This is a genomic window from Martinezella sp. CNPSo 3890 (assembly GCF_057784455.1).
The window spans coordinates 45,720-61,605 of sequence record NZ_JBXSOR010000020.1; the positions used below are offsets into that span (position 1 = coordinate 45,720).

The 15,886-nt window shown below is 58.9% G+C and carries 17 protein-coding genes; 13 read left to right on the forward strand and 4 right to left on the reverse strand.

The genetic code is table 11. From position 1 onward, the window contains the following. Positions 1 to 58: 58 nt before the first annotated feature. Positions 59 to 835 (reverse strand): 3-hydroxybutyrate dehydrogenase, encoded by a 777-nt coding sequence (locus AC13RC_RS29835; protein WP_113351804.1) that lies wholly within the window; start codon positions 833 to 835, stop codon positions 59 to 61. 222 nt (positions 836 to 1,057) lie between these two features. Here AC13RC_RS29835 and glpK point away from each other — a divergent pair, with 222 nt between their 5' ends. From glpK to map, 9 genes are all read left to right on the forward strand, one after another. Then, complete coding sequence (gene glpK / locus AC13RC_RS29840) at positions 1,058 to 2,560, forward strand: glycerol kinase GlpK (RefSeq protein WP_488559433.1); 1,503 nt, start codon at positions 1,058 to 1,060, stop codon at positions 2,558 to 2,560. Positions 2,561 to 2,738: 178 nt separating this feature from the next. After that, positions 2,739 to 3,542 carry a membrane-anchored protein gene (locus AC13RC_RS29845; RefSeq protein WP_488559434.1) on the forward strand — a complete coding sequence of 268 codons (804 nt, stop codon included), beginning with the start codon at positions 2,739 to 2,741 and terminating at the stop codon, positions 3,540 to 3,542. A 99-nt stretch (positions 3,543 to 3,641) separates the two neighbouring features. Next, positions 3,642 to 4,556, forward strand: a complete 915-nt coding sequence (locus AC13RC_RS29850; RefSeq protein ID WP_488559435.1) for a S66 peptidase family protein — start codon at positions 3,642 to 3,644, stop codon at positions 4,554 to 4,556. A gap of 79 nt (positions 4,557 to 4,635) precedes the next feature. Further along, on the forward strand, positions 4,636 to 5,010 hold the full coding sequence (locus AC13RC_RS29855; protein WP_113351807.1) for a YciI family protein: 375 nt from the start codon (positions 4,636 to 4,638) through the stop codon (positions 5,008 to 5,010). Continuing rightward, a complete protein-coding gene (locus AC13RC_RS29860; RefSeq protein WP_113351808.1) occupies positions 5,007 to 6,263 on the forward strand; it encodes an RNA polymerase sigma factor in 1,257 nt (418 codons plus the stop codon). The genes AC13RC_RS29855 and AC13RC_RS29860 overlap by 4 nt, the downstream gene beginning before the upstream one ends. A gap of 99 nt (positions 6,264 to 6,362) precedes the next feature. Then, on the forward strand, positions 6,363 to 6,833 hold the full coding sequence (locus AC13RC_RS29865) for an SRPBCC family protein (protein ID WP_113352031.1): 471 nt from the start codon (positions 6,363 to 6,365) through the stop codon (positions 6,831 to 6,833). A gap of 30 nt (positions 6,834 to 6,863) precedes the next feature. Next, the gene (locus AC13RC_RS29870; protein WP_113332180.1) at positions 6,864 to 7,292 is read left to right on the forward strand and encodes a DoxX family protein; all 429 of its coding nucleotides are present in this window, start codon (positions 6,864 to 6,866) and stop codon (positions 7,290 to 7,292) included. 51 nt (positions 7,293 to 7,343) lie between these two features. Then, positions 7,344 to 7,856 (forward strand): GNAT family N-acetyltransferase, encoded by a 513-nt coding sequence (locus AC13RC_RS29875; protein WP_113332181.1) that lies wholly within the window; start codon positions 7,344 to 7,346, stop codon positions 7,854 to 7,856. Between the two features lie 138 nt (positions 7,857 to 7,994). Further along, positions 7,995 to 8,747 (forward strand): type I methionyl aminopeptidase, encoded by a 753-nt coding sequence (gene map, locus AC13RC_RS29880; RefSeq protein WP_112720880.1) that lies wholly within the window; start codon positions 7,995 to 7,997, stop codon positions 8,745 to 8,747. A 52-nt stretch (positions 8,748 to 8,799) separates the two neighbouring features. Here the strand turns inward: map and AC13RC_RS29885 are convergent, their stop codons facing one another. After that, positions 8,800 to 9,384, reverse strand: a complete 585-nt coding sequence (locus AC13RC_RS29885) for a PadR family transcriptional regulator (RefSeq protein ID WP_113388982.1) — start codon at positions 9,382 to 9,384, stop codon at positions 8,800 to 8,802. A 432-nt stretch (positions 9,385 to 9,816) separates the two neighbouring features. Between AC13RC_RS29885 and sbmA the strand changes: the two genes are divergently transcribed. After that, on the forward strand, positions 9,817 to 11,082 hold the full coding sequence (gene sbmA / locus AC13RC_RS29890; RefSeq protein WP_113388981.1) for a peptide antibiotic transporter SbmA: 1,266 nt from the start codon (positions 9,817 to 9,819) through the stop codon (positions 11,080 to 11,082). A 191-nt stretch (positions 11,083 to 11,273) separates the two neighbouring features. Here sbmA and AC13RC_RS29895 read toward each other — a convergent pair whose 3' ends face one another. Further along, positions 11,274 to 12,254: a polysaccharide deacetylase family protein gene (locus AC13RC_RS29895; RefSeq protein ID WP_488559436.1), complete on the reverse strand. Its 981-nt coding sequence runs from the start codon at positions 12,252 to 12,254 to the stop codon at positions 11,274 to 11,276. A 179-nt stretch (positions 12,255 to 12,433) separates the two neighbouring features. Between AC13RC_RS29895 and AC13RC_RS29900 the strand changes: the two genes are divergently transcribed. From AC13RC_RS29900 to der, 3 genes are all read left to right on the forward strand, one after another. Further along, positions 12,434 to 13,015 (forward strand): NnrU family protein, encoded by a 582-nt coding sequence (locus AC13RC_RS29900; protein ID WP_488559437.1) that lies wholly within the window; start codon positions 12,434 to 12,436, stop codon positions 13,013 to 13,015. A 97-nt stretch (positions 13,016 to 13,112) separates the two neighbouring features. Beyond that, a complete protein-coding gene (locus AC13RC_RS29905; protein WP_183812829.1) occupies positions 13,113 to 13,796 on the forward strand; it encodes a tetratricopeptide repeat protein in 684 nt (227 codons plus the stop codon). Positions 13,797 to 13,807: 11 nt separating this feature from the next. Further along, entirely contained in the window at positions 13,808 to 15,235 is a 1,428-nt protein-coding gene (gene der, locus AC13RC_RS29910; protein ID WP_113332185.1) for a ribosome biogenesis GTPase Der, read from the forward strand. A 39-nt stretch (positions 15,236 to 15,274) separates the two neighbouring features. Here der and AC13RC_RS29915 read toward each other — a convergent pair whose 3' ends face one another. Further along, on the reverse strand, positions 15,275 to 15,715 hold the full coding sequence (locus AC13RC_RS29915; protein ID WP_092711804.1) for a MarR family winged helix-turn-helix transcriptional regulator: 441 nt from the start codon (positions 15,713 to 15,715) through the stop codon (positions 15,275 to 15,277). Positions 15,716 to 15,886 lie beyond the last annotated feature (171 nt).

A 15,886-nucleotide genomic window follows, 5' to 3' on the forward strand; every position in this document is an offset into this window, starting at 1 on the left:
TTATGATGTCTTGGCCGGGGCCGGATGCGCGAACGAATCCGGCCCTAACCGCAAATGGTTATTCCGCGGTCCAGCCACCGTCAATCGAGACGTGTGTGCCGGTGACCTGACGTGCCTCGTCGCTGGCAAGGTAGAGCGACAGGGCGCCGATCTCCTCGGCCTTGACGAATTCGTGCGTCGGCTGGGCCTTGAGGATGACTTCGTTCTTGACCTGCTCCTCGGTCATGCCGCGGGCCTTGGCGGTGTCCGGGATCTGCTTCTCGACAAGCGGGGTCAGGACGTAGCCGGGGCAAATGGCGTTCACCGTCACGCCGAACTCGGCAAGCTCGAGCGCTGCCGTCTTGGTCAAGCCCAATATACCATGTTTTGCCGCGACATAGGCGGATTTGAAGGGCGAGGCGACAAGGCCGTGCGCCGAGGCGATGTTGATGATGCGCCCGTATTTCCTAGCCTTCATCAGCGGAATGGCGGCGCGGATGGTGTGGAAAGAGCTGGAGAGATTGATCGCGATGATCTGATCCCATTTCTCGATCGGGAAATCCTCGATCTTCTCGACATGCTGGATGCCGGCATTATTGACGAGAACATCGACGCTGCCGAAGGTGGAGTTGGCAGTCGCGATCAAATCGGCGATCTCGGCAGGCTTCGTCATATCGGCCGGATGATAGATCACCTTGCCGCCGCCGGAGGCTTCGAGCTTCGTCTTGATCGCATCGATTTCCTCGGGCTTTCCGAAGCCGTTGATGACGACGTTATCGCCCTTGGCGGCGAAGGCGGCCGCGATGGCGAGGCCGATACCGCTTGTGGAACCGGTGACGACAACTGTTCTTGCCATGATCATCTCCTTGGACAGCGCAGCTTCCTGCTGCAGTGCAAAACGATCTCAGCCTAGTCCCAAACCTCCGGATATGGCAATCGCAATGCTGGTGGCCCTTCGGCCATGATGCTGTGAATCGAAAAGTATATCCTTTAGCGAAAAAATTTCGTTTTGCTTTCTTTTCACATTCGTTTTGCTCGCGTATCTGTTGTTTCGGGACGCAACAGGCGGGAGGAGTGCATGAGCGGTTATGTCTTGGCGATCGATCAGGGAACGACGTCGACACGGGCTATCGTTTTCGACGGCAAGATGAAGGTTGCCGGTGTCGGGCAGAAGGAATTCACTCAGCATTATCCGAAGCCGGGCTGGGTAGAGCACGATCCGGAGGAAATCTGGTCCTCTGTCCTCGTCACCGTCCGCAAGGCGATCGAGGCTGCCGGCATCACCGCCAAGGATATTGCAGCCCTCGGCATCACAAATCAGCGCGAGACGGTCGTCGTGTGGGATCGCGAGACCGGCAAGCCGATCCACAATGCCATTGTCTGGCAGGATCGTCGCACGGCGAGCTATTGCGAGAAACTGAAGCGGCAGGACCTGGAAAAGCTCTTCACGCGTCGCACCGGCCTGCTGCTCGATCCCTATTTTTCCGGCACCAAACTCTCCTGGCTGCTATCCAACGTGAAAGATGCGCGTGCCCTTGCCGCCAAAGGCAAGCTGTGCTTCGGCACCATCGATACTTTCCTGATCTGGCGGCTGACCGGGGGTAAGAGCTTCGTCACCGATGCGACCAATGCCTCGCGGACGCTGATGTACAATATCGGCGCGAACCAATGGGACGAGGAGCTGCTGGATATCCTGCGCGTTCCCGCTGCCATGCTGCCTGAAGTGAAGGACTGTGCCGCCGATTTCGGCGTCACGGATGCCACGCATTTCGGCACGGAAATCCCGATTCTCGGCGTTGCCGGCGACCAGCAGGCGGCGACGATCGGTCAGGCTTGCTTTGAACGCGGCATGATGAAATCCACCTACGGCACTGGCTGCTTCGCACTGCTCAACACCGGCGCTGATATGGTGCGCTCGAAGAATCGCCTGCTGACCACCATCGCCTATCGGCTGAATGGCGAGACGACCTATGCGCTCGAAGGCTCGATCTTCATCGCGGGCGCCGCGGTACAATGGCTGCGCGATGGCCTGAAAGCGATCCAGCGCGCATCGGATTCCGGTGAGCTGGCGGCCAAGGCCGATCCGCTGCAGGAGGTTTATCTGGTGCCGGCCTTCACCGGCCTCGGGGCACCGCATTGGGATCCGGATGCACGCGGCGCGATTTTCGGGCTGACGCGCAATACTGGACCCGAGGAGATCGTCCGGGCGGCACTGGAGGCGGTCTGCTACCAGTCTCGCGACCTACTGGATGCTATGCATAAGGATTGGCGCAATGGCAACGGGCAGGAGACGGTGCTGCGCGTCGATGGCGGCATGGTCGCTTCCGACTGGACGATGCAGCGGCTTGCCGATCTCCTGAATGCACCGGTCGACCGCCCGACGATCCTTGAAACGACCGCGCTGGGTGCCGCCTGGCTTGCTGGCAGCCGCGCCGGCGTCTGGCCGGATCGCGCCGGTTTTGCCAAAGCCTGGGCGCGAGACCAGCGTTTCGAGCCCAGCATGGATGACAAGACTCGAAACGCGAAGCTCAAAGGCTGGAAGAACGCGGTCTCGCGCACCTTGAGTACACGGCAGGGGTGATCGGCCCTCATCGGCTGCTCACCCCAGGTTATGTCGTGTAAGATTTCTTTATTTTGCTTATATAAGTGCGCGCAGCGATACTCGCCTTGTTCGTGGCTCCGGGAGGATTCCGTGCCACATTTCGCCGGACCGCACCTTTTGAGGGCGGACGCCTTCTCAAGAGACGATAAAGCGAATAATGGCTGCTCAATTTTCTGAACTGAAAAAACATTACTACCGGCAGATCAAATATCATCTGACCCGGCCGAAGCCGCCAATGTTGGCCGAGCGGTTCGATGGGCCTGTTCTCGTCGTCGGCTCGGCGCCGGTTTCGAACAGGCCGGTGGATTTCGATGAGAGTTTCAAGGTCATCACCATCAACGGTTCGCAGACTGTGACGAAGGGCTGGGGGATCGAGGCGCCCGATGTGACGCTCGTCCAGTTCAACCAGATCGAAGGCACCAACACCAATGCCGTCGAGGTGCGACGGGTTCTGAACGGCGAACGGACCAAGATGCTCTACGTTCTGCTCTGGCGGAAAGAGCGCGAGCGGCTGGAAGAGGGTCTGCGGAGGTTCAACTATAGCTACGACAAGCTGGAGATCGTCGATCGCTACAAGCGCATGGCACTGCTCGACCGGGTCGGCGGGGTAAAGTGCAGCGAACTCGGCGCCGACGACAAATGCTCGAACGGCATCAATGCCGTGCTTTTCGCGCTCTATAACGGCGCCACCGAAGTGATCATCACCGGCATCAATCCCGATTCAGGCGGGCATGTCTATAATCAGGAAAATCTCGCCCGGCTGCATGTGCGCAAGGACCGCGAGGTTCTCGAACGGCTTTTGGAACGCGGCTATCCGGTGTTCACAAGCGATCCGGCCGTGTCGCAATCCATCGGCCTGCCGTTATGGGCAGGCAAGGCGAAGGCCGGCCGGACAGTTGAAGCCGATGCCAAGGGCAAGCGACCGGCACCGATAACGGCTGAGGCCGTCATCAATTCTTGAGCTAAGGATCCGCCAACGGTCAATCTGCGGCTGACGCTGGTCGTGATTCCGTGCCAAGATCGCAGCTTAGAATCACTCGATTGCGCAGAGGTCAGTCCAATGCTGATGCCGCCGCCACTACGGCCGGGCGACAGGGTGCGCTTTGTGTCGCCCGCAAGCTCACCCGACAGGGATATGGTTCTGAGAAACGCCGAAATCCTGAAGGGTTGGGGGCTCACCGTCGATTTCGGTGAGTATGCCTTCCGCAAGTGGAATTATCTTGCTGGCACGGACGAAGAGCGGCTGTCGGATCTTAACGCCGCACTTCGCGATCCCAATGTGCGGGCGATCTTCACCACTCGCGGCGGCAAGGGATCTTATCGCATCGCCGATCAACTGGATTTTGCCGCGGCGCGGCGTGATCCGAAATTTCTTATCGGCTTCAGTGACATCACCGCATTGCATTTGAGCCTGCTGAGACATTGCCACCAGGTCGGTATTCACGGCGCATTTTCCATCGGGCCGAGCGAAGATGGTGTCAGCTCTTATACGCGCGAATCGATGCGTCGAGCGCTGATGACAACCGAGGACATCGTTATCGGCTCGCGCCCGGAAGAGCCGACCTCGAGACTGACAACAGACGGTATGGCTAAGGGCCGGCTGATCGGCGGCAACCTCGATATGGTGGCGGCATCGGCCGGCTGGGCGCTGCCGGATATGCACGGTGCCATCCTGCTGCTTGAGGCCATCGGTCTGTATCCTGGTCAGGTGGACCGGCAGATGACCATGCTGCGCAAGGCGGGGCATCTGGATGGTTTGGCAGGGGTCGCTATTGGCCAGTTTACTGACTTCGAGTTCGACCGCCCTTATTCGGTGATCGACATCCTGCGTGAACATCTGACCGAACTGAAAGTGCCGATCCTCGGCGGCTTGCCGCTCGGGCACGGCGATAGCCCGGCAAGCGTTTTTATCGGCGCTGTGGCGGAGTTTGATGCGAAAGCCGGTATGCTGGCGATCCGGCGTGGGAACATCTGAGATCCTCTTCGATATTTTTTGACGTAGCCTGTCGGTACGGGTGATATTCCTTCGTCTTTAAAGGGAGAAGGGAATCTCAATGCTTTACGCGATCCTATGCTACAACGACGAAGACACGGTGTTTGCCTGGTCCAAGGAACAGGAAGACGCGACGATGGCACGGTTGATTGCCGTGCAGGAGCCGCTGGCAAAGGCTGGAAAGCTCGGCCCCGTAGCACGGCTGATGCCAACGACGGCGGCAACGACCCTGCGCAAGGGTAAGAACGAACCGATCGTGATCGACGGTCCCTTCGCGGAAACGAAGGAGCAGTTGCTCGGCTTCTACGTCGTCGATTTCGAAACTTTAGACGAAGCCATCGGTTTTTCGAAGGAGCTTGCCGTCGCCAATCCCGGCGTCGGCTCCTATGAAATCCGCCCGCTTTATGTCTTCCGGCCAGGAGCCGTTGCAACATGACCGACATTGCCTGGATCGACATTGCGCTTACCAACGCCCGACCCCAGGTGATGGGCGCGCTTTTGCGCTATTTCCGCAATCTCGACATTGCCGAGGAGGCCTTTCAGGAGGCCTGCCTCAGGGCCCTGAAGACCTGGCCCGACAAGGGGCCGCCACGCGATCCCATTGCCTGGCTGATCTTCGTCGGCCGCAACAGCGGCATCGATACGGTGCGCAAGCAGGCCAAGTTGCAGAGCCTGCCGGATGAAGAGGCGATCTCCGATACGAGTGATGTGGAGAGTGATCTGGCCGAACGGCTTGATGGCTCCGGATATCGCGACGATATTCTTCGGCTGCTGTTCATCTGCTGCCATCCGGATCTGCCGGCGACGCAGCAGATTGCACTCGCATTGCGCATCGTTTCCGGCCTTTCGGTGCAGCAGATCGCTCGCGCCTTCCTCGTCAGCGAAAGCGCGATGGAGCAGCGCATTACAAGAGCCAAGGCGCGTGTCGCTGCAGCTGGCGTTCCCTTCGAAACACCGGGTGCGGTAGAGCGGAGCGAAAGGCTGGCGCTCGTCAGTGCCATGATCTACCTGATCTACAACGAAGGCTATTCGGCCGGCGGAACGCATCGTGAGGCGGCCGCTTTCGCCGACGAGGCGATCCGGCTTGGCCGGTTGCTGTTGCGAATCTTTCCCTCCGAGCCGGAAACCATGGCGCTGCTGGCACTGATGCTTCTGCAGCAATCGCGCAAAGACGCCAGGTTCGATGCCAATCGACAGATCATCCTTCTGGAAGATCAGGATCGTTCGCTCTGGGATCGGACATTGATCGACGAGGCACTGGCGCTGCTCGACAAGGCGATCCGTCACCGCAAGCCTGGTCCCTATCAGGTGCAGGCGGCGATTGCGGCGCTGCATTCAAGGGCGAAGCGCGCCGCCGATACGGATTGGGAAGAGATCGATCTTCTCTACCAGATGCTGGAGCGGCTGACGCCGTCACCGGTCGTCACACTCAACCGCTCGGTCGCGCTCTCGAAGCTCAAGGGGCCGGAGGCGGCTCTGGCGTTGATTGCGCCGCTGGAAGCGCAGCTCGACAGCTATTTCTATTTTCATGGGGTGAGGGGCGGCCTGCTTGCACAGCTCGGCCGCGCTCAGGAAGCGCGCGTCGCCTTCGACAGAGCGATCGCGCTCGCCCGTTCGCCTGCCGAGGCAGCCCATATCCGTTATCAGCTCGATCGTCTGAGCGCGGATGCTGTTGCCGCGGCAAAATAATCGAAAAATCTGCGTCTTCGCTGTCGGGAAATGACCGTCTCGAACGTCATTCGTGTATGGACCGAGCAGGCCGCGTCAAACAATAAAGAGGAGCAAGATATGACTGAACAGAGCCAACGCCACGAGCTTTCCCTGACCCGCGTCATCGACGCACCACGAGACAAGATCTTCCGTTGCTGGACCGAAGTGGAGCTCTTGAAACAATGGTTCGCACCGCTGCCATGGACGATATCGGCAGCCAGCGTCGACGCTCGATCCGGAGGCTCAAGCTCGATCACCATGCGCAGCCCAGAAGGCGAGGATTATCCGGGCAACGGCGTCTATCTGGAAGTAGTGCCGAATGAGCGGATCGTCTTCACCGATGCCTTCACCAGCGCCTGGGTGCCGTCGGCCAAGCCCTTCATGGTGGTGACGATCCAGCTCGACGAGCTCGACGGTGGCAAGACCCGTTATACCGCCACGGTGCTGCATTGGTCCGCGGAGGATCGCGAGGCGCATGAGAAGATGGGCTTTCATCAGGGATGGGGTCAGTGCGCCGAGCAGCTCGCAGCACTGGCAGCCAAGATCTGAATTTCTGATTCAATTCCGGGGGATGTGACAATGTCTTATGCTGCTGATTCATCTTTGCCTTCGGTCACGCGCGCGCAGCGCGTGACCGGTATGATCCTGAGCGGACTGGTCATCGCCTTCCTGCTGTTCGATGGCGCGATCAAGCTTGTTCCACTTTCGGTCGTCACCGAGACGATGGCGGGGCTTGGTTATTCTGCCGATCCGGCACTTGCGCGGCTGCTCGGCATCATCACGCTCGGCTGCGCCATTCTCTATGCGATCCCGAGAACGTCGGTTCTCGGCGCCATCCTGCTGACGGGCCTGCTCGGTGGGGCGATTGCGACACACTTACGGGTCGGCAGCCCGATCTTCTCGCATCTGCTGTTCGGCGTTTATCTCGGGGTGATCGCCTGGGGCGGACTTTATCTTCGTTATGAAGCGGTTCGGAAAATGATTCCGTTCTTTCAGCGAAGCTTTTGATTTTGGATTCGATTTGGTAAGGCTCGCTCCTTAATAAGGACGGAGCGAGCCATGCCGCAAGTGATCATCGCGCCGGTCAGGCAATCGGATGCGGACGAGCTGATCGCCGCCAATATTGCCAGTCGCGCCTATCATGTGCCCTGGGCCTATCCTTTTCTCGATCGTGACGGTTTCGACGCGTGGTTCGGTCAGACGGTGACGGGGCCGAACATCGGGCTGGTGGCGCGCGACCCCGGTTCGGGCGGCATTGTCGGCGTCGTCAATATCAGTCAGATGGTCTGGGGAGGCTTTCGCAGCGCCTTTCTCGGCTATCACGGCATGGTGGGTTTCGCCGGTCAGGGGTTCATGACTGAAGCGGTTCGTCTGGCCGTCGCGCACGCCTTCGATGCGGTGGGCCTGCATCGCGTGGAGGCCAATATCCAGCCGGGCAACCATGCGTCCATTGCGCTGGTCAAACGGCTCGGCTTCCGCAAGGAAGGGTTCTCGCCCAAATATTTGAAAATCGGCGGCGTCTGGTGCGATCATGAACGCTGGGCATTGCTCGCGGACGATCCTCGTTCCTGACCCCTTTCGGATTTCGAAAGCTGCGCTATCTGGCGGAAAACCTCACAAAGACATTGACTGTGCGGAGGGAAGGGGCGAAAGCGACCTTGACCTCTCGCCGCACGTTGCCGAGAGTGCGAGGGGTGCCGGAAGCCGTAGATGATCGTTTCGACCGAAGAAGAACTGACCAAACTAAAAGATATCGGCCGCATCTGCGCCAACGCGCTGCAGGCCATGGCCGCGGCACTGGAGCCGGGTATTACGACGCTGGAACTCGACGCGATCGGCCGCAAGGTGCTGGAAGATGCCGGCGCGCAATCGGCGCCGGAACTGGTCTACAAGTTCCCCGGCGCGACCTGCATCAGCGTCAACGAGGAAGTGGCGCATGGCATTCCAGGCCCACGTGTTATCAAGGCGGGCGATCTGGTCAATCTCGATGTATCGGCCGAGAAGGATGGCTTCTTCTCCGATACCGGCGCGTCCTTTACCGTGCCGCCGGTCAAGCCGAAGATCGAGCGCCTTTGCCGCGACGGTAAGAGGGCGCTCTGGGTCGGCCTCAATCAGGTGAAGAGCGGTGCGCCGCTTGCGAAGATCGGGCAGGCGGTCGGCGCCTTCGCGCAGAAGAACCGCTATACTTTGATTGCCAATCTCGCCAGTCATGGCATCGGTCGCTCGCTGCACGAAGAGCCCGCCGAGGTTTCCACCTGGGCGGACCCTTCCGAGACCCGGATCATGGAGGATGGCCTGGTTTTTACGGTCGAGCCATTTCTGTCGCTCGGTGCAACCTGGGCAGAGGGCGGCGACGACGCCTGGACGCTCTATGCCGATCCCCAGGCTCCCACCGTCCAGTACGAACACACGATCATCGCTACCCGCAACGGGCCGGTCATCCTGACATTGCCGGACGCATGAAGCATGTCGTTATCGCAAAACCGCTACGCAGTTTTGCGCGACATGCCGTAGCTCAATCGCCAGCCTTTGGGCTGTCCTCGTCCTTCGTTTCGCCGCGGATGATATCGGCGGCGGCGCGCTCGAGGATTGCCGCGATGCGTGCGCCTTCGGCCTTGCTCCATGGGAACTTCGAGCGAAGCGCGGAACGCAGTAGGTGGCGGGCGCGATGCACATCGCCGCTGCCATGGCGGTCGAACGGATTGTCACGGCCATCCTCATCTTCACCGCCGAAAACCTCGCGGACGCGGGCCATTTTCTCGCCGATGGACGTGAGCTTGGCGAGCGTCACTTCGACCAGATCACGGTTGTCGTCGACGCGCTTCTGGCCGCTTTCGGTGATGCGGTAGAGCTTTTTCGTGCCGCTCACCTCGACTTCGGCCTGGCCGGTCTCTTCGAGATAAGTCAGCGCCGGGTAGATGACGCCCGGGCTCGGTACATAAAAGCCTCCGGAGCGCTCCTCGAAGGTCTTGATCAGCTCATAGCCGTGACGCGGCTGCTCGGAGAGCAAAGCGAGGATGATGAGCTGCAGGTCGGCCGCATCGAACTTGCGGCCGGTGCGAAACCCGCCGCCGAACATGCCGCCCTTGAAGCCTCTCATGAAGTCTCTCCTGTGCTCGCCGCGCGATTCACGGCCTCGACCGTGTCGTAGGATATATGCCTCGACGATGTCAAAGCCATCTCCGAACATGTGACGATCTCTAAAACCTCTCATATCGTTTCTCCTTGAAGGGTGAGAGTTTATATCGTTAGTCATGTCGTAAGATATATATCGTAAGATAGTTTTCTGCAAGAGGCGAGCTGCGAGATGGGACGATCGCTTGCTGGTTATCATTCAAAAGCGGGAGAGAGTTCATCCAATGGGTGAAAATCCGTTGCTGAACAACTGCATCACGATCGTGGGATAAGCGATTACATCTATGTAAGAATATGTCTTGGCCGGTTGCCGCTCTTGGCGAACTGTCCTAGGCTCGCCACAAATTAACGTCATTTGCGGTTCCAGTCTGAACCCGATCAAGGAAGCCTATCCACCGTGTTCCACTCCTTCTTTCCGCAGCCGAAACCTTTCTTCACGTCAATGGTGGTCTGGACGCTTGCCTGCATTGCGGCCTGGTATCTGTTCTTTTCGGACCTGGGGACACGGCTAGGTTTCGTGTTGCCTGGTGAAGGAAAGGAGCCATACGATCTCAGCTATTTTCTGCTGTGGGGAAATCTCTGGTTTTACGGATTCTTTCTTGCCTGCATCGTTATCTTCTGTGGTGCTTGGCACATTCGCGCCTGGAGCCACCCCTGGAAGATTTGGTCGCTTTGGGGTTCTGCGCTCATCATCCTGGTTACCTATTTCGGTGTTCAGGTCACCGTAGTTATCAACAATTTTCGCCGCCCCTTCGGCGATCTGCTACAGGCTGCACTCACGAAGCAGCCGGGTGTGACGACTGACAGTTTCTATTCGTTGATGATCATCTTTGCGCAGATCGCGTTCCTCAGCATGTTCGTCTCGATTCTGACGGATTTCTTTACGAGCCACTACATCTTCCGCTGGCGGACGGCGATGAACGACTTCTACATGTCGAAGTGGGAGAAGCTTCGCCATATCGAGGGTGCCTCGCAGCGTGTGCAGGAAGACACAATGCGCTTTTCCAGTGTGCTGGAAGGCCTCGGCATCAGTCTCATCAATTCCGTTATGACGCTGATTGTGTTCCTGCCAATTCTGCTTGCGCTTTCGACCTACGTAACGGAGCTGCCGATTATTGGCAAAATTCCGCATTCACTTTTCTGGCTGGCGCTTTTCTGGTCGATCTTTGGCACCGTTCTACTGGCGGTCGCTGGCATCAAGCTTCCTGGGCTGAATTTCAAGAACCAGCGCGTAGAGGCGGCTTATCGCAAGGAGCTTGTCTATGGTGAGGATCACGAAGAGCGGGCACAGCCCACGACGGTGAAGGAGCTTTTCGCCAACGTTCGGCGCAATTATTTCCGCATCTACTTCCACTACGTTTATTTCAACGTCGCGCGCTATTTCTATCTGCAGGCCGATACGATGTTCGTATTGTTCATGCTGGTGCCGACCTTCGTTGCCGGTGCGATCACATACGGTATATATCAGCAGATCGCGACTGCCTTCGGTCAGGTCAGCAATTCCTTCCAATACCTCGTCAATTCTTGGACGACGATCATCGAGCTTCTGTCGATTCACAAGCGTCTGAAGGCTTTCGAGGCAGCGATCGACGATGAGCCGTTACCGAAGATCGATCAAACCTATCTGGAACGCGAAGCGGGCGTCATCCACGCCGACGGCTGATGAGAAGGCTCCGTAGACTTTTCGTTGGTTAGAATATTCGGGCCATCCTCGCCTCCGACAAGCTCAGGGTGAGGATGGAGCGCATTGTTGCGTGAAGCCAATTCAATATTCAGCCTTCTGCAGGAGGCGTCCTCATGGTGAGGCCGCCTGAAAGGCCGTCTCGAACCACGAGGGCTTCGTTCGACCGCTCCTCACCCCTGCTGCGGCTTGCCACGCGCCGCAATCAATGGAATCGCTTCGGAATAGCTGACGCAGGCAACATCCTGCTTGTGGCAGACATCGCTGACGAAGCGGTTGAGGGCGCGCCAATAGGCGCCGTCATTCATTTCGACGAAATGGAAACCGAGCTGCAGCGGAATGCGCTCACCGTCATATTGCTTGTTGAAGGCGGCTTCGAAGGCATCGAAGGTGCGGTCTTCATAGGTCTTGGCATTGGCCTTGTCTTCTACGCCCTTGGAGTGGCGGACATAGAGATTGTAGTCCATGCCGATGACCAGGCGATGTTCGGGACCTTCGGGGATCAATGGCAGACCGAAGCGATAGATGCCGTCGACCACCTGTGGCAGGGCAGGTCCCTTGGTGACCAGGCTTGCATCATAGTGGAAACCCATCTCCTTTTCCGCTGGCACGAGGCCATCGCTGGTGGAGAGATAGGGCGCGCGAAATCCCTTGACGTCGTTCGTCGCGAAATCTTCCCAACCCTGGGGCTCCTTGTCGGCAAGGCCGACATTCTTCCAGGCGTCGCGAAGCGCGATCCGCGCATTCATGAATTCCTGTTTCCAATCGGCAGCGCTCCAGCCTTTGCCGTCAAAATGGCCGCAGGCATGACTTGAGATGTCGTGGCCTTCCTGATGCGCCCCCCAGATATTGGCGATGCGCGTGCGGACATCATCCTCGCTCTTGGCGAAGCCGACATTCGATTTGCCCGGCCGCTGCTTTGGCCCCTGATAGGCCTTGGCCTGCGTCTTGTTCATCAGGAAAGTGCAGGACAGAAAGTAGGTGAAATGCGCGCCATTGCGCGAAGCGATCTCGCGGCTCTTGGTCCAGAGCGCATTGTCATGAGCACCATCGAAGGAGATCATGACGAGTTGCTTGGGCTTGTCATCGGCCTGGGCGGCGACGGGGAGCCCTAAGGAAATGGCGACGGAGAGACAGGTAGCAAAGCGAAACATGGGTACCGAATATTGATTGCGTCGAGCACGGCTTGCCAGGAATCGTCCAGCGATATCGGATAGCGCGCTCAGGATCGCTTCCTTCCTTTCGCCCAATTGCGGCGAAGCTGCGGTGATGCTGGCATTTTTTTGCGGCAGCCGATAAGGATGTGACTACAAGACCATAAAGGATTTCATCCATGGCATTGCTCGTTCTCGGCATTGTTCTCTTTCTCGGCCTCCATCTGGTCCGTGTTGTTGTCCCCGGCCTCAGAAGCTCGATGATCGCGCGTTTGGGTGAGGGCGGCTGGAAGGGTGCCTATTCGATTGCCAGCATCGTGGCGCTGATCATTCTGATCTACGGCTTCGGTCAGGCGCGCGACATGACCCCGATCTGGACGCCGCCGTTCTGGATGAGCCACATCACCATCCTGCTGATGCTCTTCGCCCTGATCTGTCTTGTCGCCTCGCTGCTGCCGGCGGGGCATATCGCGGTCAGAACCAAGCATCCGATGGTGCTGTCGGTGAAGATCTGGGCGTTGGCGCATCTCCTGTCGAATGGCGATGGAGCGGCGATATTGCTCTTTGCCGCCTTCCTCGCCTGGGGCGTAATTCTGCGCATTTCGCTGAAACGGCGCGAGCGGGCCGGCGAAATCACCATGCGTCCGTTCGTTTCGGCGAAATATGATCTTTATGCGATCGTCATCGGCGTCATTGTCTGGGCCTTGATCATTTGGAAGCTTCATGCGTGGATTATCGGGGTTTCGCCGCTCGTTATGTGACGATTTCTGCCATTCCCCCTTACATCAGCCGCAAAATGGAGTAGAAGGCCCCACTAAACCTAAGCTTTGAACTATTTGGCCTGGGCCGGAGACAAGAATGGCATTCAATGACGATAGCTTCATCCGCGAGGTGAACGAGGAACTGCGCTCGGACCAGCTGCGGTTCATATGGCGTCGTTTCGGCAAGCTCATCATCGGTGCTGCCGTGCTCGTCGTCCTTGGCACTGCAGCCTATAGCGGCTATCGCTATTGGGCCGGCAATCAGGCCGGCAGCGGTGGCGATCAGTTCATTGCCGCGCTGACGCTTGCCGATCAGAACAAGACGGATGAAGCGCTGGCCGCATTCGCCGCCATCGAAAAGAGCGGCCCCGGCTCCTATCCGGTGTTGGCCCGCCTGCGCGCCGCGACGCTGCAGGCGCAGAAGGGGGACAAGGCCGCTGCCATCGCCACCTTCTCGGCGATCGGCAAGCAGACGGATCTTCCCGTCGTTATCCGCGATGCGGCCCGCCTGCGTGCTGCCTACCTTCTCGTCGATACCGGCACCTACGATCAGGTCGCCGCCGAAGCCCAGGAACTGGCCGTCCCCGCTGATGCCTTCCGCCATTCGGCGCGCGATGTTCTCGGCCTTGCCGCTTACAAGGCCGGCGATTTTGCCAAGGCCCGGCAGTGGTTCCAGGCGATCGTCGACGATCCGCAGAGCCCGCGCAATGTTGCCAACCGTGCCCAGATGCTGCTCGATCTCATCACTGCATCCGGCAAGGCTCCGGTCGCAAAAGGCTGAAGGATCGCTCAATGAGTTTTACGGTCGCGATCGTCGGTCGCCCGAATGTCGGCAAGTCCACGCTGTTCAACCGGCTGGTTGGCAAGAAGCTGGCGCTCGTCGACGATACGCCGGGCGTCACGCGTGACCGTCGTCCCGGCGATGCCAAGCTGATCGATCTCCGTTTTCGCATCGTCGACACCGCCGGTCTTGAAGAGGCTCAGGATGAATCGCTTCAGGGCCGTATGCGCGCCCAGACGGAGGCGGCGATCGACGAAGCCGACCTGACGCTGTTCGTCGTCGATGCCAAGATGGGCCTGACCCATGTCGACAAGACGCTTGCCGAAATGCTGCGCAAGCGCGGCCGGCCCGTGGTGCTGGTTGCCAACAAATCCGAAGCGCGTGGTTCCGACAGCGGATTCTACGATGCCTATACGCTCGGTCTCGGCGAACCTTGCCCGATCTCGGCCGAACACGGCCAGGGCATGATGGATCTGCGCGACGCGATCGTTGAGGCAATCGGCCCCGAACGCGCCTTCGGGGAAGAGGAAGATGAGGCAGAGACGAATGTCAGTATTCCGCGTCCGGCCGTCGGCGAAGATGGCGAGGAGATCGACGAGGAGCCGGCCTATGACGAGACGCGCCCCCTGCGTGTTGCGATCGTCGGCCGCCCGAATGCGGGCAAGTCGACGCTCATCAACCGCTTTCTAGGTGAAGACAGACTGCTGACCGGCCCGGAAGCCGGCATCACCCGCGATTCCATCTCCGTCGACTGGAGCTGGCGCGGCCGTACCGTCAAAATGTTCGATACCGCCGGAATGCGCCGCAAGGCGAAGGTCACCGAGAAGCTGGAGAAGCTTTCGGTTGCCGACACGCTGCGCGCCATCCGTTTCGCCGAAACCGTCGTTATCGTCTTTGATGCGACCATTCCCTTCGAGAAGCAGGATCTGCAGATCGTCGATCTCGTGATCCGCGAGGGGCGTGCCGCCGTGCTTGCCTTCAACAAGTGGGACATGATCGAGGATCGCCAGGCCGTGCTCGCCGATCTGCGCGAAAAGACCGACCGGTTATTGCCGCAGGCGCGAGGCATTCGCGCCATTCCGATTGCCGGCCAGACGGGCGAGGGGCTGGACCGCCTCATGCAGGCGATCGTCGATACGGACAAGGTCTGGAACAAGCGCGTCTCGACCGCGCGCCTCAACCGCTGGCTCGAGACGCAGCAGGTTCAGCATCCGCCACCGGCCGTTTCCGGCCGCCGCATCAAGCTGAAATACATGACGCAGGTAAAGGCGCGGCCGCCGGCCTTCATGATTTCCTGCACCCGTTCGGATGCGCTGCCGGAATCCTATGTGCGCTATCTGATCAATGGCCTTCGTCAGGACTTCTCCATGCCGGGCGTGCCCATCCGCATTCATTTCCGCTCGTCGGAAAATCCCTACGAAAACAAAAAGAAGCGGTAACTCGCCGAAGCGCCCCATCGAGAGATGGGCGCGCTTCAATCAGGCGGCATTCCTGCTGAGTGCCTCGCGCAACGTCGTGATTTCCGCCTTCAGCCGTGCCAGTTCGTCCACTGTCTGCTCGGTGGCGTCGAGAATGCAAGGGGGAACGGTTGCGGCCTTCTTCTTCAGGGCCTTGCCTTCACTGGTCAGTTGAATCAGCACCTGGCGCTCATCTTCCTTGCTGCGGATACGCTTGATGAAGCCGGCTGCTTCCAGGCGCTTCAAGAGCGGTGTCAGCGTGCTTGATTCCAGAAACAGCTTTTCACCGATGCCGCCAACGGTCTGGCCGTCTTCCTCCCATAGTGTCACCATGACGAGATATTGCGGATAGGTAAGATTGAGCGCGTCCAGCATCGGCTTATAGAGACGATTCATCGCATGGTTCGCCGAATAGAGCGCGAAGCAGATGAAGTTATCCAGCTTTAACGGGTCGTCGGTCATCTCAAGTACTCCCTGAGAGGTCTAATGTAGATCGTGCGATAAATAATTGTACACCCAAATTTATGCCTGAGCTACGGGTTTCTTCCGTTTTTGGAAAGGCAGCTGCTGAGGCTCTGGCGAGGCACGGTCTTTTCGGGTCGATCAATGCCATAGTGATCGAGTGGCATAAAT